Consider the following 22,736-nt stretch of genomic DNA (forward strand, 5'->3'; position numbering starts at 1 on the left):
CCGGTACCGACAAGCGGAGGCGGACGACGAACGGCAGCGGGTCCGCACGAGAAGTTCGTGCGGACCCGCTGCCTGACGTTCCTCGGCGAGGAGCTACTTCACATTGCCCATCAGAGCGCGGATCTTGCGACCCGCCACCATGAAGGCGATGCCCGCCGCGACCGCCACGATCGCCTGCAGCGTGTAGTACGCGGCGTCGCCCAGCGGAGCGTTGAGCTTCGTGGTCCAGCCGTTCAGGGCGTTGCCCGTCGACGTGGCCAGGAACCACAGACCCATGATCTGGCCGACGAACATCTTCGGCGCCAGCTTCGTGGACAGCGACAGTCCGACCGGGGAGAGGCACATCTCACCCATGGTCTGCGCCAGGTAGACGGCGAGCAGCCAGAACACGGTGACCTTGCCGGTCTCGCTGTTCGCCGCGGCCGCGCCCGCCAGGCCCATGATGCCGAAGGAGCCACCGATGAGGAGCATCGCCAGCGCGAACTTCATCGGGGTGCTGGGCTCACGGTTGCGCGTGGCCAGCCTGACCCAGAGCGCGGCGAAGATCGGGGCCAGGATGATGACCATGGCCGGGTTGACCGACTGCAGCCAGGAGGCCGGGAACTCCCAGCCGCCGATGAAGCGGTCCGTCTTGTTGTCCGCGAAGATCGTCAGCAGCGAACCGGACTGGTCGTAGATCATCCAGAAGAGCACGGCGGTGATGAAGAACCACACGTACGCCTTGATCTTCGGCCGGTCCTCCTTGGTCAGCGCCGGGTCCCGGAAGATCGTGATGAAGTAGACGACCGGCACGACGACGCCCAGCACGGCCAGGACGTTGACGATGTGCTCGATGTCGTACGTGCCCAGCGCCAGGTCGATCAGCAGCGCGGCGACCGCGATGCCGGCCCACAGGCCCACCTTGCGCAGCGTCTTCCGCCGCTCCTCGGGGGAGATGGGCTTGGCGGGCAGCTTGCCGACGTCGCCGAGGTGCCGGGAGCCCAGCGCGTACTGGATGACCGCGAAGGTCATGCCGACACCGGCGACACCGAAGCCGAGGTGCCAGTTGACGTTCTCGCCGAGGTAGCCGACCAGCAGCGGGGCGGCGAGGCCACCGATGTTGATCGCCATGTAGAAGAGCGTGAAACCGGCGTCGCGGCGGGCGCTGGTCTGGCCCTCGTAGAGGCCGCCCACCATCGCCGAGATGTTCGGCTTCAGCAGACCCGTACCGGCCGCGATGAGCGCGAGACCGACGAAGAACGCGATGTCACTCGGCAGCGCCAGGGTGAAGTGGCCCAGCGCGATGATGATGCCGCCGACGAGAACGGCCTTGCGGGCGCCCCAGAGGCGGTCGGCGACCCAGCCGCCGGGCATCGCGGCCATGTAGACGACGGCGTTGTAGACACCGTAGATGGAGGCGGCGAGCGCCTCCCGGCCCTCAAGGGGGCCGTCGAGCACAGCGGCCACCAAGTACAGGGTGAGGATGGCGCGCATCCCGTACCAGGAGAAGCGTTCCCACATCTCCGTCATGAACAGGGTGGCCATACCGCGGGGGTGGCCGAAGAAGGTCTGTTCGCCGGAACTGGGCGAATCCTTCGTCAGGCTGGACGCCATGGTCGATCCTTGCTGGTCGGGACGCGTCGCCTCGTGAGCGGTACGCGCCCGGTGGGGGGCAGCCGGCACCGGCGCGACGTACCCCATCCCCACGCCTGAGGGGACGTGCTCCGCGCGGCCGGGCTCCTGGCGGAGATACGGCGGCGGAGCGGGGAAGAACCGCGTCGGGATCCACGCCCGTCACACGTCCTCGCGTTCCGGGCCCGGCTCACAGGTCATTCACTCGCAGCGGGCCGGCGGGAACCGACCCCGCACACAAAAGGGACCCTTGGCGCTCATGGCTGCCCAAAGGTCCTTGAGTAGTGCAACAGGCGTCGGGACACCATACGACACGACACAGCGGGATATGAAAGGACTTGAGAGATGGATCACAGGCCCTAGTGGAACCACGCTCCCATATTCAAAGGTCTTCGGCCTCTTTGTGGCGCTGACCCGCAGGTGGCGTCGTGGGCCTCACTTCCGGACCTCCGTCCGGACTACCATCAGTCCATGACCCGTGTACTGCTCGCCGAGGACGACGCATCCATCTCGGAGCCACTGGCCCGCGCACTGCGTCGGGAGGGTTACGAGGTCGAGGTCCGCCAGGACGGTCCGACCGCGCTCGACGCCGGACTCCAGGGCGGCATCGACCTGGTCGTCCTCGACCTGGGGCTGCCCGGGATGGACGGTCTCGAAGTCGCCCGCAGGCTCCGGGCCGGCGGTCACACCATCCCGATCCTGGTACTGACGGCCCGCGCCGACGAGGTCGACACGGTCGTCGGCCTCGACGCGGGCGCCGACGACTACGTCACCAAGCCGTTCCGGCTCGCCGAGCTGCTCGCCCGGGTCCGCGCCCTGCTGCGGCGCGGTGCGTCCGAGCCCGTCGCGCAGCCCGCCACCCACGGCGTCAGGATCGACGTCGAGTCGCACCGGGCCTGGATGGGCGAGGAGGAACTCCAGCTCACCGCCAAGGAGTTCGACCTGTTGCGGGTCCTGGTCCGGGACGCCGGCCGGGTCGTCACCCGCGACCAGCTGATGCGCGAGGTCTGGGACACCACGTGGTGGTCCTCCACCAAGACCCTCGACATGCATATCTCCTGGCTGCGCAAGAAGCTCGGCGACGACGCCGCCAATCCGCGCTACATCGCCACCGTCCGGGGCGTCGGCTTCCGGTTCGAGAAGAGCTGACGTACGAAGCTCCCATGCGCTCTGAGAACCGCCCCGACGGCCCCATGAGGCGGCGGACATGCGCCGTCGGCTGATCAACTCCACGCTCGCCGTGGTGCTCGTCGTCATCGCCGTCTTCGGCGTCTCGCTGGTGATCGTGGAGACCCGCACCATCAGCGCCAGCGCCCAGGAGAGCGTCGAGTCCGAGGCGCTGCGGCTGATCAGCGTGGTCGAGAGCCGGCTGCTGGGCGAAGAGACGATCAACTCCGGCGTGCTCGCCGAGCAGATCGACCCCGCCCGGTTCGCGCTGATCGAGATCCCCGGCCGCGAGCCCATCGCCGTCGGTGAACGCCCCTCCGGCAGGGTCCTGCGCGCCACCGAGACCGGCGAGCGGGGCGAGAAGGTCACCGTCGAGGAGTCCCGCTCCTCCGTCACCCGCGAGGTCGGGCGCACGCTCCTGATCATCGGCGCGGTGGCGCTGCTGGCGATCGTCTCGGCCGTGCTCCTCGCCGTACGCCAGGCCAACCGGCTGGCCTCCCCGCTCACCGACCTCGCCGAGACCGCCGAACGCCTCGGCTCCGGTGACCCCCGCCCGCGCCACAAGCGGTACGGGGTGCCCGAGCTGGACCGGGTCGCCGACGTCCTGGACTCCTCGGCCGAGCGGATCGCCCGGATGCTGACCGCCGAACGCCGGCTGGCCGCGGACGCCTCGCACCAGCTGCGGACACCGCTGACCGCGCTCTCCATGCGGATCGAGGAGATCTCCGTCACCGACGACCCCGACACGGTGAAGGAGGAGGCGAACATCGCCCTCACGCAGGTCGAGCGCCTCACCGACGTCGTCGAGCGGCTCCTGACGAACTCCCGCGACCCGCGCACCGGCTCCGCCGTCGTCTTCGACCTCGACGAGATCGTCAAGCAGCAGATCGAGGAGTGGCGCCCCGCCTACCGCAGCGCCGGGCGGGCGCTGGTCTGCTCCGGCAAGCACGGGCTGCGGGCCGTCGGCACCCCGGGAGCGGTCGCCCAGGTCCTGGCGGCGCTGATCGAGAACTCCCTGATGCACGGCGGCGGCACCGTCGCCCTGCGCACCCGGGTCACCGGCAACCAGGCGGTCATCGAGGTCACCGACGAGGGCCCCGGCGTCCCCGCCGAACTGGGGGCGCGGATCTTCGAGCGGACCATCAGCGGCCGCAACTCCACCGGCATCGGCCTGGCCGTCGCCCGCGATCTCGCGGAGGCGGACGGCGGACGGCTGGAGCTGCTCCAGCAGCACCCGGCGGTCTTCGCGCTCTTCCTCAGCCGGGTCCCGGTCGACCGCGCGGACCCCGAGCGCCCGGTGCGCTGAACGCGTGCGTTGAACGAAGCGCTCGGTGCGCTGAACAACGAGCGGGGCCGTGGGCCGGTTCCGTACGGGACAGGTCAGTTCCGTACGGGATCGGGCGCTACCCGTTCCTCCGTCGGCCTGCGCTGCTCCAGAAACCGTTCCGCGCCCAGCACGGCCTCCTTGGCGGGCAGGGTCTTGAAGACCCAGGTCCGGTAGGACCAGAAGCGGAACAGGGTGGCGATCCCGATGCCGACGATCTTGAAGACATTGCTCTGGACCGGGGTGTTCCAGCCGAAGCCGTACGTCGCCAGATACAGCACGCCCGTCTCGATCACCGCGCCCGCCGCACTGAACAGCAGGAAGAGCGCCAGTTCACGGGTCCGGCCGGTCTTGTCGCGGTCCCGGTAGGTCCAGTAGCGGAAGCCCACGTAGTTGAAGAGGATCGCGACGAAGGTCGCCAGCACGCTCGCCCGGACCACCTGGAGGTCCGTGGTGTGCCGCAGCAGGTTGAAGACCGCGATGTTGACCAGCAGGCCGAAAGCGCCGACCGCGCCGAACTTGGCGACCTCCCGGGCCAGCAGCTCAAGCCGGGTCCGCAGTGCGCCCGGTTCGCTCATGGTGATCGCTGGTCCCGTCCGTCGGAAGGCGTCTGGATGACGTGTCGACGTAACCACGTCAACTCCGCCATGCTAACCAGCCCGCCCGTGTGACGCCCGTGAGTCCGCAGGGGCGGTGGGCGTGCGGCCATCCGTACGGCCGTCCGGGAACCACCGGCGCGCCGGATACCCTGGAGACGTGACGTTCCCGGTAGTCGGCATGGTCGGCGGCGGTCAGCTCGCCCGCATGACCCACGAGGCGGGTATCCCCCTCGGCCTGAAATTCAAGCTCCTCAGTGACACGCCCCAGGACTCGGCGGCCCAGGTGGTCAGCGAGGTCGTCATCGGCGACTATCGCGACCTGGACACGCTCCGCGCCTTCGCGCGCGGCTGCGACGTGATCACCTTCGACCACGAGCACGTGCCCACCGAGCACCTGCGGGCCCTGGAGGCGGACGGCATCCCCGTGCGCCCCGGCCCCGATGCCCTGGTGCACGCCCAGGACAAGGGGGTGATGCGTGCCAAGCTCCTGGAGATCGGCGCCCCCTGCCCCCGTAACCGCATCGTGAGCGACCCGGCGGACGCCGCCGCGTTCGCCGAGGAGGCCGGGGGCTTCCCCGTCATCCTCAAGACCGTGCGCGGCGGCTACGACGGCAAGGGCGTGTGGGTGGTCCGCTCCGAGGCGGACGCCGCCGATCCGTTCCGCGCCGGCGTTCCGGTCCTCGCGGAGGAGAAGGTCGACTTCGTACGGGAGCTCGCGGCGAACATCGTCCGCTCGCCGCACGGCCAGGCCGTCGCCTACCCGGTCGTCGAGTCCATCCAGGTCGACGGAGTCTGCGACACCGTGATCGCCCCGGCCCCGGAGCTGGACGAGGCCCTGGCCGGTGAGGCCCAGCAGCTCGCGCTCCGGATCGCCGCCGAGCTGGACGTCGTCGGACACCTCGCGGTGGAGCTGTTCGAGACCCGGGACGGCCGCATTCTGGTCAACGAGCTGGCGATGCGCCCGCACAACTCGGGCCACTGGACCCAGGACGGCGCGATCACCTCGCAGTTCGCCAACCACGTACGGGCGGTCCTCGACCTCCCGCTCGGCGACCCGCGGCCGCGCGCCCCCTGGACGGTCATGTGCAACGTCCTGGGTGGCGACTACCCGGACATGTACCAGGCGTATCTGCACTGCATGGCCCGCGACCCGCAGCTCAAGATCCACATGTACGGCAAGGACGTGAAGCCCGGCCGCAAGGTCGGCCACGTCAACACCTACGGCGACGATCTGGCGGACGTGCGGGAGCGCGCCCGGCACGCGGCCGACTACCTGCGAGGAACGATCACCGAATGACTTCCCCCGGCACCGGATCCCCCGCCCCGCTCGTCGGCATCGTCATGGGCTCGGACTCCGACTGGCCCGTCATGGAGGCGGCGGCCAAGGCGCTCGACGAGTTCGAGATCCCGTACGAGGTCGACGTCGTCTCCGCCCACCGCATGCCGCGCGAGATGATCGCGTACGGCGAGGAAGCGGCGGGCCGCGGCCTGAAGGCGATCGTCGCGGGCGCGGGCGGAGCCGCCCATCTGCCCGGCATGCTGGCCTCCGTCACCCCGCTGCCGGTCATCGGCGTCCCGGTGCCGCTGAAGTACCTGGACGGCATGGACAGCCTGCTCTCCATCGTCCAGATGCCCGCCGGAGTCCCGGTCGCCACCGTCTCCGTCGGCGGCGCGCGCAACGCGGGCCTGCTGGCCGCCCGGATCCTCGCCGCGAGCGACCCCGCGCTCCAGGAGCGGATGCGGGAGTTCCTGCAGGAGCTGAACGCCCAGGCCACCGAGAAGGGCAAGCGGCTGCGCTCCAAGGTCCAGGGCTCCGACTCCTTCGGCTTCGGAAAGTAGGGGCCGGCAGATGGATTACGTGCAGCGCGCCCGCGAGCTCCTCGCCGCCCACCCCGTCGTCGACGGCCACAACGACCTGCCCTGGGCCCTGCGCGAACAGGTCGGCTACGACCTCGACGCCCGGGACATCGCCGCCGACCAGCGCGGTCTGCTCCACACCGACCTGAACCGGCTGCGGGCCGGCGGGGTCGGCGGCCAGTTCTGGTCGGTGTACGTCCGCACCGACCTGACCGGCGACGCGGCCGTCAGCGCCACCCTGGAGCAGATCGACGTGGTCGGCGAGCTGATCGCCCGCTACCCGACGTACCTGCGCCGGGCGCTCACCGCCGACGACCTGGAGAAGGCCCGCGCCGAGGGCCGGATCGCCTCGCTGATGGGCGCCGAGGGCGGCCACTCCATCAACAACTCGCTGGGCACCCTGCGTGCGCTGTACGACCTGGGTGTCCGCTACATGACGCTCACCCACAACGACAACATCGACTGGGCCGACAGCGCCACGGACCTGCCGCGCCTCGGCGGGCTCTCCGCCTTCGGCCACGAGGTCGTCCGCGAGATGAACCGCGTCGGCATGCTGGTCGACCTCAGCCACGTCGCCGACGGCGTCATGCGCGACGCGCTCGCCACCAGCACCGCGCCGGTGATCTTCTCGCACTCCTCGGCCCGCGCCGTCTGCGACCACCCGCGCAACATCCCCGACGACGTGCTGGCCGCCCTCCCGGCCAACGGTGGCGTCGCGATGGCGACCTTCGTCCCGAAGTTCGTGCTGCCCGAGGCGGTCGCCTGGACCCTGGCCGCCGACCGCAACATGCGCGAGCACGGCCTGCACCACCTCGACACCACCCCGGTCGCGATGCGCATCCACGAGGACTTCGAGGCGGCCCACCCGCGCCCCGAGGCCACCGTCTCGACCATCGCGGACCACCTCGACCACATGCGCGAGGTCGCGGGCGTCGACCACATCGGCATCGGCGGCGACTACGACGGCACGGCGTTCACCCCGCGCGGCCTGGAGGACGTCTCCGGCTACCCGAACCTGATCGCCGAGCTGCTGCGGCGCAACTGGTCCGAGGGCGACCTCGCCAAGCTGACCTGGCAGAACTCCGTACGCGTCCTGCGCGACGCGGAGGCGGTGGCCCGCGCCGAGCAGAGCGGGCGCGGCCCGTCCCACGCGACGATCGCCGAGCTGGACGGCTAGCTACCCGCCGCTCCGTCCGCCGCCCACCGCCGCGAACGGTCCGCCCGGACCGAAGGCGAGCGCCGCGAAGCGCTCGCCCATGCGGCGGTGGGCGGCGGCGTCCGGGTGCAGCCGGTCCGGCAGCGGCAGCTCGGCGTGGTCGGCCTCGCCGTACAGGGTCAGGCCGTTCAGGTAGGACAGCCGTGGGTCGTCGGCCGCCCGCTCCGCCACGATCCGGGCCAGCTCCTCGCGTACGACGCGCAGCGTCAGCTTGCCGCGAGCCGCGTCGGCCGGGTCTCCCAGCGCCGTGAACCGCACCCGCCCGTCGGAGACGTCCGGGGCGGCGGGCCCCGGGGTGTCCTCCTGCGCCGGGCAGAGAACGGGGGAGACGACGAGCAGCGGCGTGGTCGGATGCCCGTCGCGGATGGTGTCGAGGAACCGGTGCACGGCCGGGCCGAAGTCGCTCTGCCCCATCGCATCGTGGTTGACGAGGTTGATGCCGATCTTGACGCTGATCAGATCGGCGGGGGTGTCCCGCAGGGCGCGCGCGGTGAACGGGTCGAGCAGGGCGTTGCCGGCCAGCGACAGATTGACCAGCTCCACGTCCGCCGCGGCGGCGGCCAGAGCGGGCCAGGCGGTGGCCGAGCTGGCGGCCGCCGAACCGTGGCTGATCGAACTGCCGTGGTGCAGCCACACCCGCCGCCCGCTCGGCGCCACGGCCGTGACGGGGGCGTCGGTGCGCAGGTCGATCAGCTCGACGGTCTCGGTGTACGGCAGCCAGACCTCGACGTCCTTCTCCCGCCCGGGCAGCCCGTCGAACCGGACGCCGCCGATCCGCCCGGGGAACGTCTTCCGCGAACCGTCCGCCAGGTCGACGAGCACGACATCGCCGCCGCTCGCCGTGGCCCGCCCGGCCGGCTCCCCGTCGATGTGCAGGTCGTACGCGCCGTCCGGGGCGGGCTGGACGCTCCGGTAGCCGACGACCGTGCGCAGGAGACCCAGCTCGACGACGGTGGCCCGAGTGCGGAACACCACCCGCACACCGGAGGGCTGGGACTCCGCCCGGGCCACCTCCTCGTCACCGCCGAACCGGGCCCGTGCGGCGGCGGGCAGCCGGTGCGGGAGCAGGCCGCCGCGCGCGGTGCGCTCCAGGTCGAGCGCACCGCGCAGGAGGTCGCCGGTGAGCGGGGTGATGATCCGGTCGCACGTGTCGTCCATGGGCTCAGCCTGTCCGCCGGAGGCGGGGGCGAAGCCACAGGGACCGTCTAGGCCTTCGGGCGGCCCATCGCCCGGTACGTCCACCCGGCCTCGCGCCACACGGCACTGTCCAGGGCGTTGCGCCCGTCCAGGATGATCCGGCGGGCGGCCACCTCGCCCAGCTCGGCCGGGTCCAGCTCGCGGAACTCGCGCCACTCCGTCAGGTGCAGCACCACATCCGCGCCGCGCACGGCCTCCAGCGCGGAGTCCGCGTAACCGAGGGTCGGGAACAGCCGCCGGGCGTTGTCCATCCCCTTCGGGTCGAACACGGTCACCTGGCCGCCCTGGAGGTGGATCTGCCCGGCGACGTTGAGCGCGGGGGAGTCGCGTACGTCGTCGGAGTCGGGCTTGAACGCGGCGCCCAGCACCGCCACCCGCTTGCCGAGGAACGCGTCGCCGCCCACCGCCTCCCGGGCCAGCTCCACCATGTGGCCGCGGCGGCGCATGTTGATGGAGTCGACCTCGCGGAGGAAGGTGAGCGCCTGGTCAGCCCCCAGCTCTCCGGCGCGCGCCATGAAGGCGCGGATGTCCTTGGGCAGGCAGCCGCCGCCGAAGCCGATCCCGGCCCGCAGGAACTTCTTCCCGATGCGCTCGTCGTGCCCGATGGCCTCCGCGAGCTTCACGACGTCCCCGTCGGCGGCCTCGCAGACCTCGGCCATCGCGTTGATGAAGGAGATCTTGGTGGCCAGGAAGGAGTTGGCGGAGGTCTTCACCAGCTCGGCGGTCGGGAAGTCGGTGACCACGAACGGCGAGCCCTCGGCCACCGGCCCGGCGTACACCTCGCGCAGCAGCTTCTCGGCGGTCTCGCTGCGCACGCCGACCACGATCCGGTCCGGGTGCAACGTGTCCTTCACCGCGAAGCCCTCGCGGAGGAACTCCGGGTTCCAGGCCAGCTCGGCGCCGGCGCCCACCGGAGCCAGCTCGGCGAGCCGGTCCGCGAGCCGGGCGGCGGAGCCCACCGGGACGGTCGACTTGCCGACGACCAGGACGGGCCGGGTCAGATGCGGGGCCAGCGACTCGAAGGCGCTGTCCACATAGCTCATGTCACAGGCGTACTCGCCGTGCTTCTGCGGAGTGTTCACACAGACGAAGTGCACATCGCCGAACGCGCCGACCTCCTCCCAGGAGGTGGTGAAGCGCAGCCGCCCGGTGGACCCCTCGATGCCCGCGACATGCCGCTGGAGCATCTCTTCGAGCCCCGGCTCGTACATCGGCACGCGCCCGCCGGACAGCAGCTGGACCTTCTCCGGCACGATGTCGAGCCCCAGGACCTCGAAGCCCAGCTCGGCCATGGCCGCGGCATGGGTGGCGCCGAGGTAGCCGGTGCCGATCACAGTGATCCTGAGGGCCATGGAGTGCTCCTGGAAGATGCGGACGGACGTGCGGACCGAGCATAGTCGGGGACCCGGAGGCCGGAATTCACCGCTCGATATGCCCGGTACCTCCCTCGTGCCCCACCCCTGTCGGCAAGCTCACGTACGCGGCACGTATGCCGTCGGACGGTCGGCGCACTAAAATTGAGTTACTTAACGGTAGTTAGCATCTGGGGAGTGAGCGTCTTGGCGGGTTCGACCGATTTCGACCTGTACCGTCCGGCCGAGGAGCACGACATGCTCCGCGAGACCATCCGCGCGCTCGCCGAGTCGAAGATCGCCCCCTTCGCCGCCGCGGTCGACGAGGAGAGCCGCTTCCCGCAGGAGGCGCTGGACGCCCTGGTCGCCTCGGACCTGCAGGCCGTCCACGTCCCGGAGGAGTACGGCGGCGCCGGCGCCGACGCGCTCGCCACGGTCATCGTGATCGAGGAGGTGGCCCGCGTCTGCGCCTCCTCCTCCCTGATCCCGGCCGTCAACAAGCTCGGCTCGCTCCCGGTGATCCTCTCCGGCTCCGAGGAGCTGAAGGCCAAGTACCTGGGCCCGCTCGCCAAGGGCGACGCGATGTTCTCGTACGCCCTCTCCGAGCCGGACGCCGGCTCCGACGCGGCGGGCATGAAGACGAAGGCCGTGCGCGACGGCGACTTCTGGGTCCTCAACGGCGTGAAGCGCTGGATCACCAACGCGGGCGTCTCCGAGTACTACACCGTCATGGCGGTCACCGACCCGACCAAGCGCTCCAAGGGCATCTCCGCGTTCGTCGTCGAGAAGTCCGACGAGGGCGTCTCCTTCGGCGCTCCGGAGAAGAAGCTCGGCATCAAGGGCTCCCCGACCCGCGAGGTCTACCTCGACAACGTCCGGATCCCCGCCGACCGCATGATCGGCGAGGAGGGCACCGGCTTCGCCACGGCGATGAAGACCCTGGACCACACCCGCATCACCATCGCGGCCCAGGCCCTCGGCATCGCCCAGGGCGCACTGGACTACGCCAAGGGCTACGTCCAGGAGCGCAAGCAGTTCGGCAAGCCGATCGCGGACTTCCAGGGCATCCAGTTCATGCTCGCCGACATGGCGATGAAGATCGAGGCCGCCCGCCAGCTCACGTACGCGGCCGCCGCCAAGTCGGAGCGCGGTGATGCGGACCTGACCTTCCAGGGTGCGGCCGCCAAGTGCTTCGCCTCGGACGTCGCGATGGAGGTCACCACGGACGCCGTCCAGCTGCTCGGCGGCTACGGCTACACGCGGGACTACCCCGTCGAGCGCATGATGCGTGACGCCAAGATCACCCAGATCTACGAGGGCACCAACCAGGTCCAGCGCATCGTGATGGCGCGCAACCTGCCGTAACGGCCTTCCGCGCAACGCTGCTTACTACGGCCCCCGGTGACACTGCCGGGGGCCGTTCGCATGCGCCTAGGGTGGACCGATGATCATCTGGCTGAACGGAACCTTCGGCGCGGGCAAGACCACCACCGCGAAGGAGATGACCTCGCTCCTGCCGGACTCCCGGCTCTTCGACACCGAAACGGTCGGCTGGATGCTCCGGCACGTCCTCGGCGTCCCGGAGAAGGACTTCCAGGACTTCCCGCCCTGGCGGGGCCTGGTCGTGGAGACCGCGCGGCAGGTGCTCGACCACGTGGGCGGCACGCTGGTGGTCACGCAGACCGTGCTGGTCGAGGCGTACTGGCGGGAGATCCACGACGGCCTGACCCGGGCCGGCATCCCCGTGCACCACTACCTGCTCCACACCGGCCGGGACACCCTCGTCGAACGCATCGAGTCGGACACCAAGCCCGAGAGCGCCGGTGCCAAGCAGTGGCGCCTGGACCACCTCACCGACTACGAGCAGGCGCTTCCCTGGCTCCGCCGGGAGGCTCAGGTGGTCGACACCACCGGTGTCCCGCCCGCCGAGGTGGCGCAGACCGTCCTGCGAGGGGTACGCGCCGGCTGACCGGCCCGACGCGTCAGCGGACGACGTCGAACACGTTCTTCTGGATGCCGTTCGCGTACGCCTCGTGCTCGACCAGCTTCAGCTTCTGCTGGTCCTTGTCCGTCGCGCTGAACAGCCGCTTGCCCGCGCCGAGCAGGACCGGGAAGACCAGCAGGTGGTACCGGTCGATGAGGTCGGCGTCGGCGAGGTTCCGGTTCAGCTCGGTGCTGCCGTGGACGATGATCGGGCCGCCCTCGGTCTCCTTGAGGGCGGCGACCTCGTCGAGCGACCGCAGGATCGTGGTCTCGCCCCAGTCGGACACCAGGTCGGCGTCGGCCAGCTTGGTGGAGACGACGTACTTCGGCATCGCCTTGTACCCGGTGAACTCCTCCATGCCAGGCCACACCGGGCTGAACGCCTCGTAGCTGGCCCGGCCCAGCAGCAGGGCCGCGGCCTCGTCCTGTTCCCGGCCCTTGAGCTCGTACGCCTCCGGCAGGAACTCGATGTCCTTGAACGTCCACCCCGAGTTCCGGTAGCCGGGCTCGCCGCCCGGGGCCTCCATGACTCCGTCGAGCGAAACGAAGGCGGTGCTGATCAGGGTGCGCATCAGGGTCTCCCGAGTATCTCGTACGGGCATCTCGTGGCGGGCGGCCCGTGGGGCACCCACTCTTACGGATGTACTGACCGCGCACCCCACCGAAACTCATCGGTCCAGCCGGGCCCATCCGTCCGGACCACGGCCGGTAGCCTCCCTCCCCATGACCGAACTCGACAGGCTGACCGCCCTCTTCAGCGCCCTGGGGGCGGATGCCGACGCCCGGGACTGGGCCGAGTCGGAGGCGGAGGAGGGGCTGCCGCAGCTCGCCCGCTACCGCCTCCTGCGGACGGTCTGGCAGGACGTCGACGCCTGGGGCACGGCCGCCCGGCAGTGGGTGGACGCCTACCGGACGGACGGGGCGGCGGCCGACGCCGTCGACCGGGCCCTCACGGCCGGGCTCACCCCCGAGGACCTCGGCGCGCTGGCCCGCGAGGTCGCGAGGGAGACCGCGTTCGGGGTGCTGTACGCCCTGGCGGACCCGGCGGACGGGTCGCTCCCCGCCGACGTCGAGGAGCAGTTGCCCGGCTGGCGGCTCGCGGAGCTGAACACGGCCGGCGTACCGACCGGCCGCCATCTCGACGCCCTCCACGAGGACTTCGCCGAACTCGAACCGAAGGGGATCGCGCCATGACGGACGCGACGGACGTCATCGACGCGACGGACGAACCCGCCATGACCGACGCGACGGACGTGACCGACATGGCCCCCGCGCCCACCCCCTTCGACCACGCCGAGCGACGTATCTGGTCCGGCAAGGCCGAGCCGTACGCCCGCACCTACGCCCGGCTCTGCGCCCACCCGGTGGCGGCCCTCCTCGACGCCGCCGAGGTCGGGCCCGGCAGCCGCGTCCTCGATGTGGGCTGCGGCAGCGGGACCGTCAGCGCCGAGGCAGTCGCGCGCGGGGCGTCCGTGGACGCTGCCGATGCCGAACCCGGCATGGCGGAGGCGACCCGCCGGGCCGCGCCGACCGCCGACGTACGTGTCGCGCACCTCCCGGAACTGCCGTACGAGGAGGATACGTTCGACGCGGTCGTCGGCAACTTCGTCCTCAACCACGTGGGCCGCCCCCGCGAAGCGCTGGCCGAACTGCGCCGGGTCACCCGCCCCGGCGGCCGGGTAGCGGTCACCATCTGGCGTTCGCCCGGAGCTCCCGGCCAGACCCTGATCGGCCGCGCGACCCAGGCGGCCGGCCTCACGCGCCCCGACTGGCTCCCCGCGCTCGCTCCCGAGGACGACTTCCCCCGTACACGGGAGGGGCTCGCGGCCCTGCTCGACGCGGCCGGACTCCTGGGGGCGGAGTGCGACGAGGTGGCCTGGGCGCACCGCTGCGACACGGACATCTGGTGGGCGGGGGCGGAGCGGGGGATCGGCGCGATCGGCCAGGTTCTCAACAGCCGGGGCGCGGAAGGGATGGCTGAGGCCCGGCGCGCGTACGACGGGCTGTGCGTTGAATTCCTTACGACGGACGGCCTTCTGGCGCTGCCGCACGTTGCGCTGCTGGCGCGCGGGAGAGCGTAGGTGAAGAGGAAAGCCGGAGACCTACTGGTGGAGAATCGTTTGATCGTACAGGTACGGTAATGCGCGCGAGACGACTCTCTAGGCAGTACACGGGGTGTGGATCATGTCGTTCGAACAGGAGTGGGGCGAGCTGAAGGTCGCCGCTGCGACGAGGCTGAATCAGGTCGGCGGCACCGGCGGCTCCGGGCCGAAGGGGGCGGCCGACTACGAGGTCCCGGACGACCAGCTGGGGGACATCGGTCACGCCGCATTCAACCTGTTCAACGGTTTCGAACCGACCGGTAAGCACGCGAAGGCGGCGAGCGAGACCGCTGGTACGAGCCTCAAGGGTGACGGGTTCGACTCCGGCGCGGCGTTCACGGAAGTGATCGGGACCTGGGAGAAGCAGGTGAAGACCCTCCTGCAGGCATGCGCTCATATCTCCAATCACCTTGATTACACGAAGAAGTCGAGCAAGGCCGACGACGAGTTGATCGAGGCGCAACTACGCATTACCGGGCCCCCTGTCCCAGGGTCGGACGGGGCCGTTCCCGCCTCTCAGATCAGCAAGTACTTCCGGTAAGGAGTCGCCACCGTGCCCACCTTTGAGCAGCTCCTCACCGCCCGGCTCGCCCCGCTCGCCACGGCGGTGACCCAGTGGTCCGAGATGATCGGCAAGTTGAAATCCCCTCTCCAGGACGACGCCAAGGCAATGAAGTCCAAGGCAGACAAGTCCAGTTGGGCGGGGAACAATGCCACCGTCACCAAGGAGTTCGTCACCAAGACCGCCAACGAGTTCAGTGACGCCGTCACCGAAGCGGAGTCCGTACGTGATCTCCTCAAGGACGCCCACGGCCTCTTCAAATCGGCCCAGGACGACCTCAAGCATGCGTACGAGAACCCCCCGCCGGGCATCACTATCTACTCCAACGGCGTTCTCAGTCATCGGGTGCACCCCGACCGCCGCTCCAAGGACAGCACCGAACCCGTCGCCACCGAGGCCCAGTTCGAGGCGCTGCGGGAAAAGCTCGAAGGCATTCTGAAGCGCGCCAATGAAGCCGACGAGCTGTGCGCCTGGGGTCTGCGCGCGCTGATACGTAATCACCCCAACGACTTCGGCAGCACCGACCTCAATGGCATCGCCGAAGCCAAGAAGATGCGCGCCGAGGAGAAGCAGCAGGCGGAGAACGGTCGCGAGGCTGCCAAGCTCTACGCGCGCTGGGAACACCTCGACGACGACGAGCGCGAGCGGCTCCTCGCCTATGCCGAGAAGGGCAAGAACTCGCCGGCCTTCGCCGAGCAGCTGATGACGAACCTCAGCTACCGGGGCCGCGACCAGCAGGAAGCCGTCCTGCTGCTGGCCAGCAGTCTGGAGTCAGGCGGACGTGACGGCCAGCTCTCCAGCGCCGACGCCCGTCTCTACAAGGCACTGTCCGGCTCCCTTGCCACTGCCACGGGACCTGACTCCTCGATCGGTTCCCCGGGTGGTGTCACCTCGGCCTGGACCGACAAGCTCATCACCACGGCGCGCGACGGCAACGGCCTGCCCCGTCAGCACCCCGGGGCCATCGGGGGCGGTGCCGCGACCCTGAAGAACCTCACGGACCTGATGGCCGCCGACGCCGGCAACGACGCGGTGTACGACCCGAACAAGGACCCCAAGGAGAAGTCCTCGCCCTGGAAGAAGGACGAGGGAGACCCGGTCTACAGCGAGGCCTTCCTGACCGAGGTCGGCGACACCATCCGTGAGTGGGAGACGAACAACGACGACGCCTACGACGGCGTCATGAAGAACTGGCAGGGCACGCAGGAGGACCCGATGAAGGGCCTGCTGAACGCCATGAGCCGCAACCCGTCCGCCTCAACCCACTACTTCGACCCGAACACCACCGACAACCTCAAGTACTTCCTGGAAGACCGGAAGTGGCCCGGCGGCGAAGTCGAGAGCAAGATGCCGGAAGAGAAGCAGTACACCTCGGCCCGGGCCGAGCTCGGACTCGCGCTCGAATCCGCCGCCACCGGCCGCGCGCCGGGTTCGGATCTGCACCCGGTACCGGCGCACCACGATGCCGCCGAGACCGCGATCTTCGAGCGGGTGATGGGCGAGTACACGAAGGCGCTCGAGCACAACCAGAGCGCCATCCCCGTCACCATGCGCCTGCCGATGGCCGACATGATCGCCGACTACGGCTCCGACGTACACCAGATCCTCGGCAGGGAGATGGACGACGCCACCGACTTCAACAAGCTGGAGATCGACAGGGGCGACCTCACCCGGATCATCCGCGCCACAGTAGAAGACCCCAACGCCTACAAGATTATTCATGCCTCGCAGACCATGGTCATCGGTGAAAGGCTCGAAGGCTTCCCGGCGGAGTCTTTCCGCAAGGAAGATCATAAATTGCGTGCCTGGGTTCAGGAGTCCGCGAATGTGCTCGGTCACCTCGATGGCGTGCGCGACGATGTCATCTTCGACCTGGGCCAGGCGGAGAAGGATGCCAACGCCTACAAGAAGATGCTCAATTACCACATCGTCGGGGGGCTTCTGACCCCCATCCCGATGGGCGGCGACGCGATTCAGCGCTCGGTGGACTGGGGCTTGAGTGAAAACTTGAACGATGAGAATGCCAAGGTCGACGCCGAGACCCGTAGGAACAGGATTAAGCATTACGAAGACGGCCTGGAACAGATGAACGGCATGTTGCGCGGGGTGGCGCTGAAACGCGGGCTGACGAAAGCGGAGCTGGACGCGAGCCCTGGCGAGTTCGAGAACCATCTTCAGGCTGGGGCCAAGGAGTGGTATCTGAGCGGCCTGGACGAGGCCGAAAGGTTGACGAGGTAGGTAAGCGATGGACAAGAAGTGGTTGCCGTTGACCATCACGCTCGGCGTTGCCGGGGTGGCGGTGGTGACGGCGAGTGTCTGGCCCGACAACGTGGAGAAGCCGCCGCTGCCTCAGAGCCTGTGTCATGGTGCGCTCAGCCGGGAGACTGCGGAGCTGATCGACGACGGCCAGGGGGGCGAGGTCAGCACGGACGAGTGGGAGAGCAGGGGCAGCACCACCGACTACGCGGTGTTCAGAGGGTGCCGAGTGCTGCGCGCCAACCCGTACGACGACAACGACAACCCTCGCGGGGTCTACAAACTGGTCATCGCGGATACGCAGAGCGGCCCGTACAACAAGAAGGGCTCCGTCTCTCTCGGTCCCGGCTTCGCCGGCTGGGCGCTTCCCGACGAAGCTGAGGTCACGTTGCCCGCTGGCTGCGCCGCTCGTATGGGCTCGACCGCTCCGTACATCGAGGTGTCGCTCGACGTGCCCTCGCAGGATGAGGAGCGCTTGGCCAGGCTGGAAAGGAAGCGGCCTGTCGACGCGGACACCGCGACGCGCAACAACGTGACCGTGATGCGGGAAGTGGCCACCAGGCTCACCAAGCGGTACGACTGCGCGGATTGACCGTCGCCCGGCCGGCCGGCCGGGCCGCCCGCCGCCCTGTGCGCGGCGGGCGTCAGGCGGTACGCGGCAGACCGTCGGTCGAGATCGTCCATTCGGCGGTCGTGACATCCTCGCCGTACTGGAAGTCCTTACGGGTCGAGTAGCGCGGCCCTCCGGCCATCGTGCCCGCTCCTCGTCGTCGGTGCCCGGGGGCCAGGGTCGTCCCCTTCATATTAGGCCGCCTCCCCGTACTGGGCCCGGCAGTCGCGGCAGTGGCCCGGGTGGTGGGAGCGGAAGGCCCGTTCGCAGCCGTCGCAGGTCTGGAACGGGGTGACCGGCGCACGGCGCGGTGGCGCCAGGTCGTGGGTGCCGGGGAGCGGGGGCGGCAGGAGGGCTGTCAGGCGGTGCCTGAGAAGCCTCGCCGGGTGCTTCAGCGGCTTCGGGAGATCGGCGGTCAGGGCGCGCCGGATCGCGTCGGTGGTCGCGGCCCGTTCGAGCCAGGCGGCCACCCCGGGCACCAGCTCCTCGACGTCCTGCTCCGAGAGCACCAGCTCCTCCGTGTGACGCCGCAGATCGGCGAGGAGCGCGGAGGCGGCCTGCCGCAGCTCCGGGGTGAGCGCCCGGGGGTGGGGGAGCGGCCGACGCGGCTGCTTGGGCGCGGTTCGCGCCGGTAAGCGGACCGGGGCGTGCGGTGCTTCCGGTACGGGGCGGGGCTCCGGCACGGGGACGGCCTTCGGTACGGCGGTGGGCTCCGGTACAGGGGTGAGCTCCGGTACGGCCGTGGGCTCCGGCTCCGGTACGCGGATGTGTTCCCGTACGAGAGCGGGCGCGGGCGCGGTGTTACGCACCGCAGGGCCCACCACGGGCCCCACCCCGCCCCGCCCCACCGCCCCCGGGTGGTTGCAGAACACCGTGCGGGTGGCCACCCGGCCCTTCGCCAGCCTCACGCGGGTCCGGCGCAGGTAGCCGTGGGCCTCCAGCTCACGCAGGGCGCAGGCGATCTTCACCTCGCCCTCGGGGAAACGGGCCGCGAGCGCCTTGATGCCGACCTTCGACCCGGCGGGCAGCGACTGGATGTGGACGCCGACCCCGATCGCGGTGAGCGACAACTCGGCGTGCTGGGCGAGGTGGTTGCCGACGACGGTGAACCGGCTCGTGTGCGGGATCACGACGTGAATGACGCCGGAAGGCGGGACGGGCCCGGGAATTCCGGCCAGGGCATGTGGCGGCGCGTTATCGTGCTGGGTATCCATCGGGAAGCTGTTCTCTTCCCTGGTGGTCAGGTCCTCGCTCGGGATTGCCGTCCCGGCGGGGGCCGTCTCATGTCTTGGTGTCGGGTCAGCGTGAGCATATGCCTGCCAACCCGGCCACAATCCAGCTCAGTTCGTGAATCTCACCCGTGTGAGTGACCGGCCTTTCCCGCAGCTGACCGCCGGGATCAGGTGGGGTGGGGTTGGGTTATTTCTCCTGGTTCTTTAAGTAGTTGATGTCGTGCCTCACCGCGTCGCGGTCGGCCACGATCCGGTGGGCCACCACCGGGTCGTGAGGCGCCACGACCCGGTGTGAGCAGCGAATTCGGGTGGATTTTCAGGCATCCGGCTCTCGGCCCTTCCGGCTGTCCCTACGCTGCCCACCATGGCTGCTGACGAAGGCGTACCCGTACCCGTACCCGAGCCCGAGCCCGAGCCCGAGCCCGATCTCGATCTCGACATCGATCCGGCTGACGATTCCAGCGCGGTGATCGCCACCGTGGGGCGGCAGATCAAACTCTGGCGGGAGGCCGCCGGTCTGCGCGCCGCCGAACTGGGCGCGATGATCGGGTACAGCGAGAACCTCGTCTTCAAGGTCGAGGGCGGACGGCGCATCCCCAAGCCGGAGTTCCTGGACGCGACGGACGTGGCCGTGGGGGCGCGCGGCAAGATCTCCGCGATGAAGCAGGACGTGGCGGAGGCCCGGTACCCGAAGAAGGTGAAGGACCTCGCGAAGCTGGAGCGGGAAGCGGTCGAGCTCGGCGCGTACGACAACCACAACATCAACGGGCTGCTTCAGACCGCCGAGTACGCCCGCACGCTCTACGAGATGCGGCGGCCGGCCTTCGGGCCCGAGGAGATCGAACGGTACGTTGCGGCACGCATGGCACGCCAGGAGATCTTCCTGCGGAAGCCGTTGACCATGCTCACCTTCGTCCAGGAGGAGGTGACGATCCGGCGGCCGCTCGGTGGCCGTGCCGTCCTGCGGCGTCAGCTCGAACACATGCTGGAGATCGGCCAGTTACGGAACGTCGAGATCCAGGTGATGCCGACCGACCGGGAAGACCACGCCGGGATGGGCGGTCAGCTTCAGCTCCTCAAGTTCAAGGACGGAACTGCGGTGGGACAATGGGAGAGCCAATTGTTCAGCCGCCTGACCTCCGATCCCAAAGAGATCCGGATCCTGGAGCAACGGCTCGGTCTCGTCCGGGCTCAGGGTCTCAGCCCACGGGAATCGACGGCCTTCATCGAGAAAGTGCTGGGAGAGACATGACGCGCATGACCCCGAGCGGTGACACCTCCGCTCTGGAGTGGTTCAAGAGCAGCTACAGCAGCAACGACGGGCCCGCCTGCGTCGAGGTTGCTGCCGCCCCTGGCAGCGTGCACGTCCGCGACTCCAAGGACCTCGCCCAACCGCCGCTCGGTTTCACCCCCGCTGCCTGGTCCGACTTTCTTCCGTACGCCTCCGGCAGCTGAGACGGCGGAGACCGGCGCCCGGCGGCACCTGCGACGGCCATGGTTCCTGCGGCCGACAGCACCACTCACGGTTGACAGCGACGAGGGCCCGCCGGGCGGACATCGCCCGGCGGGCCCTCGGCCCGTACCGCATCAACCAGCCACGCCTCGGCGTCAGTTGCCCTTGACCGTGACCTTCTCGTCGTTGTTGAGCTGCTCCACCAGCTGCTTCACCTTGGCCTTGTCCCAGACCAGGTTGGAGCCGGTGCTGCCCGAGATCGGCATGTTCATCGACGTACCGTCGCCGCCCGTGACGCCCTTCATCGCGAAGAACATGTTGGCCAGCGACCAGAGCGACATGTCCTTGTCCACGATCAGCGTGTCCAGGCCCGCGCCCATCGTCGGGTACAGCTTGAACGGGTTGATGATCGTGGACGGGGTCGCCGTCTGGCTCGCCAGCGCCGCGAGGAACTTCTGCTGGTTCTTCGTACGGTCCAGGTCGCTGCCCGCGAACGCGTAGCGGGTGCGGACGAAGGCGAGGGACTGCTCGCCGTTCAGCGTCTGCTTGCCCGCCTTGAAGTCGGCACCCGACTTCTTGTCCTTGAACGCCTTCGGGATGTCCAGCTCGACCCCGCCGATCGCGTCCACGATCTTCGCGAAGCCGCCGAAGCCGATCTCGACGTAGTGGTCGATGCGCAGGCCGGTGTTGAACTCGACCGTACGGACCAGGAGTTCGGGTCCGTCCTCGGCGTAGGCGGCGTTCAGCTTCACCTGCCGGCCGGTGCCCTGGAACGTCTTCCCGGACTCCGAGCCCTTGAAGGTCGGGATCTCGACGTTGGAGTCGCGCGGCAGCGAGATCAGCGTCGGGCCGCTGGAGCCGTCGTGCAGGATCATCATCGAGTCGGTGCGCTTGCCCTCGGCGGAGCCGGTGCGCAGCCGCTTCTTCTCCTCGTCCGACATGCCCTCGCGGCTGTCGGACCCGACGATCAGGTAGTTCGTGCCGTCGCCGGACTCCGGCCGCTCGATGACCTTGGCGAGGTCGACCTCGCGCTTCAGCTTGGAGTCGGCCCAGAAGTACGTCGAGATCGAGACCGCGAGCACCACGACCACCAGGGTCAGCGCGCCGAGCTTGATCCGACGGCGCCAGTCCGGTGCCGGGCGGCCCTGGACGTAACCTCCGTCACCGCCGCCGCGACGGCCACCGCCGCCCCGGCCGTCGGAGCCGCCGCTGCCCGAGCCGTAGACCTGGCCCGTGTTGTAGCCGCTGTCGTACCCCGGGTCGGGGCTGTTGCCGTAGCCGCCGTCCTGGTAGCGGTCGTCGTACCCCTGGCTCTGCGGCGGCACCTGCGGCCTCTGCGGCGGGGTCTGCGGCCTTCGCGGCGTGGCCGGGCGGCGCTGGATGTGCGGCATCGCCCGCGCGCTCTCGGGCTGGGGGCTGGCACTGCCCTGCCCGTAGCGCTCGCTGCGGTCGCCGCTCCGTCGATCGGGCCAATCGTTCATCCGAACAGTGTGCCGTCCCGGCCCACGGCTATTACAGGGTGTAAGGGAAATCGCACCAGGGCTGTTGCGAACCTGATGCATTCTGCGGGACCGCGACCCCCGCATAAGGTGGACGGTATGACAGATCAGGCCACTGGCGTAACAGATCAGGCCAACCGCCCGGAGGGTGAGATTCCGGGCAAGCCGACCGCTGCGTCCCGGACCACCCTCAGCCACATCATGACCGGCAGCGACACCAACCTCCTCGGCACGGTCCACGGTGGCGTGATCATGAAACTGGTCGACGACGCCGCGGGCGCGGTGGCCGGCCGGCACTCCGGCGGGCCCGCCGTGACCGCCTCGATGGACGAGATGGTCTTCCTGGAGCCGGTCCGCGTCGGTGACCTCGTCCATGTGAAGGCCCAGGTCAACTGGACCGGCCGCTCCTCCATGGAGGTCGGCGTCCGGGTGATGGCCGAACGCTGGAACGAGTCGACCCCCGCCCAGCAGGTCGGCAGCGCCTATCTCGTCTTCGCCGCCGTCGACGGGGACGGCAAGCCGCGCCGCGTACCGCCGGTGATCCCCGAGACCGAGCGCGACAACCGGCGTTACCAGGAGGCGCAGATCCGGCGTACCCACCGGCTCGCCCGCCGCCGCGCGATCAAGGAACTGCGCGAGAAGCGCGCCGCCGACGGCATCGACGACTGAGACCGCGGCCTGGCTCAGACGACGGCATCGACGACTGAGACCGCGTA

General features: G+C 69.7%; 22 protein-coding genes and 1 pseudogene. 15 read left to right on the plus strand and 8 right to left on the minus strand.

Going from position 1 to position 22,736, the window contains the following annotated elements; translation table 11 throughout:
- Nucleotides 1-93: 93 nt before the first annotated feature.
- Complete coding sequence (locus AC0VY3_RS04730; RefSeq protein WP_103510724.1) at nucleotides 94-1,593, minus strand: peptide MFS transporter; 1,500 nt, start codon at nucleotides 1,591-1,593, stop codon at nucleotides 94-96.
- Nucleotides 1,594-2,082: 489 nt separating this feature from the next.
- On the opposite strand from AC0VY3_RS04730, the gene AC0VY3_RS04735 reads away from it, so the two are divergent.
- Nucleotides 2,083-2,760 (plus strand): response regulator transcription factor, encoded by a 678-nt coding sequence (locus AC0VY3_RS04735; RefSeq protein ID WP_012380631.1) that lies wholly within the window; start codon nucleotides 2,083-2,085, stop codon nucleotides 2,758-2,760.
- Between the two features lie 58 nt (nucleotides 2,761-2,818).
- Nucleotides 2,819-4,084: an ATP-binding protein gene (locus tag AC0VY3_RS04740; RefSeq protein WP_475549013.1), complete on the plus strand. Its 1,266-nt coding sequence runs from the start codon at nucleotides 2,819-2,821 to the stop codon at nucleotides 4,082-4,084.
- Between the two features lie 74 nt (nucleotides 4,085-4,158).
- Here AC0VY3_RS04740 and AC0VY3_RS04745 read toward each other — a convergent pair whose 3' ends face one another.
- A complete protein-coding gene (locus AC0VY3_RS04745; RefSeq protein WP_103510722.1) occupies nucleotides 4,159-4,680 on the minus strand; it encodes a GtrA family protein in 522 nt (173 codons plus the stop codon).
- 178 nt (nucleotides 4,681-4,858) lie between these two features.
- Here AC0VY3_RS04745 and AC0VY3_RS04750 point away from each other — a divergent pair, with 178 nt between their 5' ends.
- Genes AC0VY3_RS04750 through AC0VY3_RS04760 form a run of 3 tightly spaced genes read left to right on the plus strand, consistent with a single transcriptional unit; the run spans nucleotide 4,859 to nucleotide 7,735 of the window.
- Nucleotides 4,859-5,998, plus strand: coding sequence for a 5-(carboxyamino)imidazole ribonucleotide synthase (locus AC0VY3_RS04750; RefSeq protein WP_103510721.1), 1,140 nt, complete (start codon nucleotides 4,859-4,861; stop codon nucleotides 5,996-5,998).
- The gene (gene purE, locus AC0VY3_RS04755) at nucleotides 5,995-6,540 is read left to right on the plus strand and encodes a 5-(carboxyamino)imidazole ribonucleotide mutase (RefSeq protein ID WP_103510720.1); all 546 of its coding nucleotides are present in this window, start codon (nucleotides 5,995-5,997) and stop codon (nucleotides 6,538-6,540) included. The genes AC0VY3_RS04750 and purE overlap by 4 nt, the downstream gene beginning before the upstream one ends.
- 10 nt (nucleotides 6,541-6,550) lie before the next feature.
- On the plus strand, nucleotides 6,551-7,735 hold the full coding sequence (locus AC0VY3_RS04760) for a dipeptidase (RefSeq protein ID WP_103510719.1): 1,185 nt from the start codon (nucleotides 6,551-6,553) through the stop codon (nucleotides 7,733-7,735).
- Here AC0VY3_RS04760 and AC0VY3_RS04765 read toward each other — a convergent pair whose 3' ends face one another.
- Together AC0VY3_RS04765 and AC0VY3_RS04770 are read right to left on the minus strand one after the other, a co-directional pair.
- A complete protein-coding gene (locus AC0VY3_RS04765) occupies nucleotides 7,736-8,932 on the minus strand; it encodes a GDSL-type esterase/lipase family protein (protein WP_475549014.1) in 1,197 nt (398 codons plus the stop codon).
- 47 nt (nucleotides 8,933-8,979) lie between these two features.
- The gene (locus AC0VY3_RS04770) at nucleotides 8,980-10,323 is read right to left on the minus strand and encodes a UDP-glucose dehydrogenase family protein (RefSeq protein WP_103510717.1); all 1,344 of its coding nucleotides are present in this window, start codon (nucleotides 10,321-10,323) and stop codon (nucleotides 8,980-8,982) included.
- Nucleotides 10,324-10,530: 207 nt separating this feature from the next.
- Here AC0VY3_RS04770 and AC0VY3_RS04775 point away from each other — a divergent pair, with 207 nt between their 5' ends.
- Complete coding sequence (locus AC0VY3_RS04775; RefSeq protein ID WP_103510716.1) at nucleotides 10,531-11,688, plus strand: acyl-CoA dehydrogenase; 1,158 nt, start codon at nucleotides 10,531-10,533, stop codon at nucleotides 11,686-11,688.
- Nucleotides 11,689-11,767: 79 nt separating this feature from the next.
- Nucleotides 11,768-12,292 carry an AAA family ATPase gene (locus AC0VY3_RS04780; RefSeq protein WP_103510715.1) on the plus strand — a complete coding sequence of 175 codons (525 nt, stop codon included), beginning with the start codon at nucleotides 11,768-11,770 and terminating at the stop codon, nucleotides 12,290-12,292.
- A gap of 13 nt (nucleotides 12,293-12,305) precedes the next feature.
- On the opposite strand, the gene AC0VY3_RS04785 is transcribed toward AC0VY3_RS04780, so the two are convergent.
- Nucleotides 12,306-12,878: a dihydrofolate reductase family protein gene (locus tag AC0VY3_RS04785; protein ID WP_103510714.1), complete on the minus strand. Its 573-nt coding sequence runs from the start codon at nucleotides 12,876-12,878 to the stop codon at nucleotides 12,306-12,308.
- 151 nt (nucleotides 12,879-13,029) lie between these two features.
- Here AC0VY3_RS04785 and AC0VY3_RS04790 point away from each other — a divergent pair, with 151 nt between their 5' ends.
- The 5 genes from AC0VY3_RS04790 (at nucleotide 13,030) to AC0VY3_RS04810 (ending at nucleotide 17,818) form a co-directional block, all read left to right on the plus strand.
- Nucleotides 13,030-13,500 carry a hypothetical protein gene (locus tag AC0VY3_RS04790; RefSeq protein ID WP_103510713.1) on the plus strand — a complete coding sequence of 157 codons (471 nt, stop codon included), beginning with the start codon at nucleotides 13,030-13,032 and terminating at the stop codon, nucleotides 13,498-13,500.
- 41 nt (nucleotides 13,501-13,541) lie between these two features.
- Nucleotides 13,542-14,387 carry a class I SAM-dependent methyltransferase gene (locus AC0VY3_RS04795; protein ID WP_475551640.1) on the plus strand — a complete coding sequence of 282 codons (846 nt, stop codon included), beginning with the start codon at nucleotides 13,542-13,544 and terminating at the stop codon, nucleotides 14,385-14,387.
- 103 nt (nucleotides 14,388-14,490) lie between these two features.
- Nucleotides 14,491-14,949 (plus strand): hypothetical protein, encoded by a 459-nt coding sequence (locus AC0VY3_RS04800; protein WP_475549015.1) that lies wholly within the window; start codon nucleotides 14,491-14,493, stop codon nucleotides 14,947-14,949.
- A 12-nt stretch (nucleotides 14,950-14,961) separates the two neighbouring features.
- Nucleotides 14,962-17,208 (plus strand): DUF6571 family protein, encoded by a 2,247-nt coding sequence (locus AC0VY3_RS04805; RefSeq protein ID WP_475549016.1) that lies wholly within the window; start codon nucleotides 14,962-14,964, stop codon nucleotides 17,206-17,208.
- Nucleotides 17,209-17,215: 7 nt separating this feature from the next.
- Nucleotides 17,216-17,818, plus strand: a complete 603-nt coding sequence (locus AC0VY3_RS04810; protein ID WP_475549017.1) for a hypothetical protein — start codon at nucleotides 17,216-17,218, stop codon at nucleotides 17,816-17,818.
- A gap of 52 nt (nucleotides 17,819-17,870) precedes the next feature.
- Here AC0VY3_RS04810 and AC0VY3_RS04815 read toward each other — a convergent pair.
- A pseudogene (locus AC0VY3_RS04815) lies at nucleotides 17,871-17,969 on the minus strand (Uma2 family endonuclease); the annotation flags it as partial.
- Nucleotides 17,970-18,030: 61 nt separating this feature from the next.
- Complete coding sequence (locus AC0VY3_RS04820; protein ID WP_475549018.1) at nucleotides 18,031-19,050, minus strand: hypothetical protein; 1,020 nt, start codon at nucleotides 19,048-19,050, stop codon at nucleotides 18,031-18,033.
- 382 nt (nucleotides 19,051-19,432) lie between these two features.
- Here AC0VY3_RS04820 and AC0VY3_RS04825 point away from each other — a divergent pair, with 382 nt between their 5' ends.
- Together AC0VY3_RS04825 and AC0VY3_RS04830 are read left to right on the plus strand one after the other, a co-directional pair.
- Nucleotides 19,433-20,320, plus strand: a complete 888-nt coding sequence (locus AC0VY3_RS04825; protein ID WP_475549019.1) for a helix-turn-helix domain-containing protein — start codon at nucleotides 19,433-19,435, stop codon at nucleotides 20,318-20,320.
- Complete coding sequence (locus tag AC0VY3_RS04830) at nucleotides 20,317-20,523, plus strand: DUF397 domain-containing protein (RefSeq protein ID WP_181010974.1); 207 nt, start codon at nucleotides 20,317-20,319, stop codon at nucleotides 20,521-20,523. The genes AC0VY3_RS04825 and AC0VY3_RS04830 overlap by 4 nt, the downstream gene beginning before the upstream one ends.
- 153 nt (nucleotides 20,524-20,676) lie before the next feature.
- Here the strand turns inward: AC0VY3_RS04830 and AC0VY3_RS04835 are convergent, their stop codons facing one another.
- Entirely contained in the window at nucleotides 20,677-22,002 is a 1,326-nt protein-coding gene (locus tag AC0VY3_RS04835) for an LCP family protein (RefSeq protein ID WP_475549020.1), read from the minus strand.
- Nucleotides 22,003-22,119: 117 nt separating this feature from the next.
- Here AC0VY3_RS04835 and AC0VY3_RS04840 point away from each other — a divergent pair, with 117 nt between their 5' ends.
- Complete coding sequence (locus AC0VY3_RS04840) at nucleotides 22,120-22,689, plus strand: acyl-CoA thioesterase (RefSeq protein ID WP_030086035.1); 570 nt, start codon at nucleotides 22,120-22,122, stop codon at nucleotides 22,687-22,689.
- Nucleotides 22,690-22,736: the final 47 nt, after the last annotated feature.

The organism is Streptomyces sp. iso_384, from assembly GCF_056172905.1.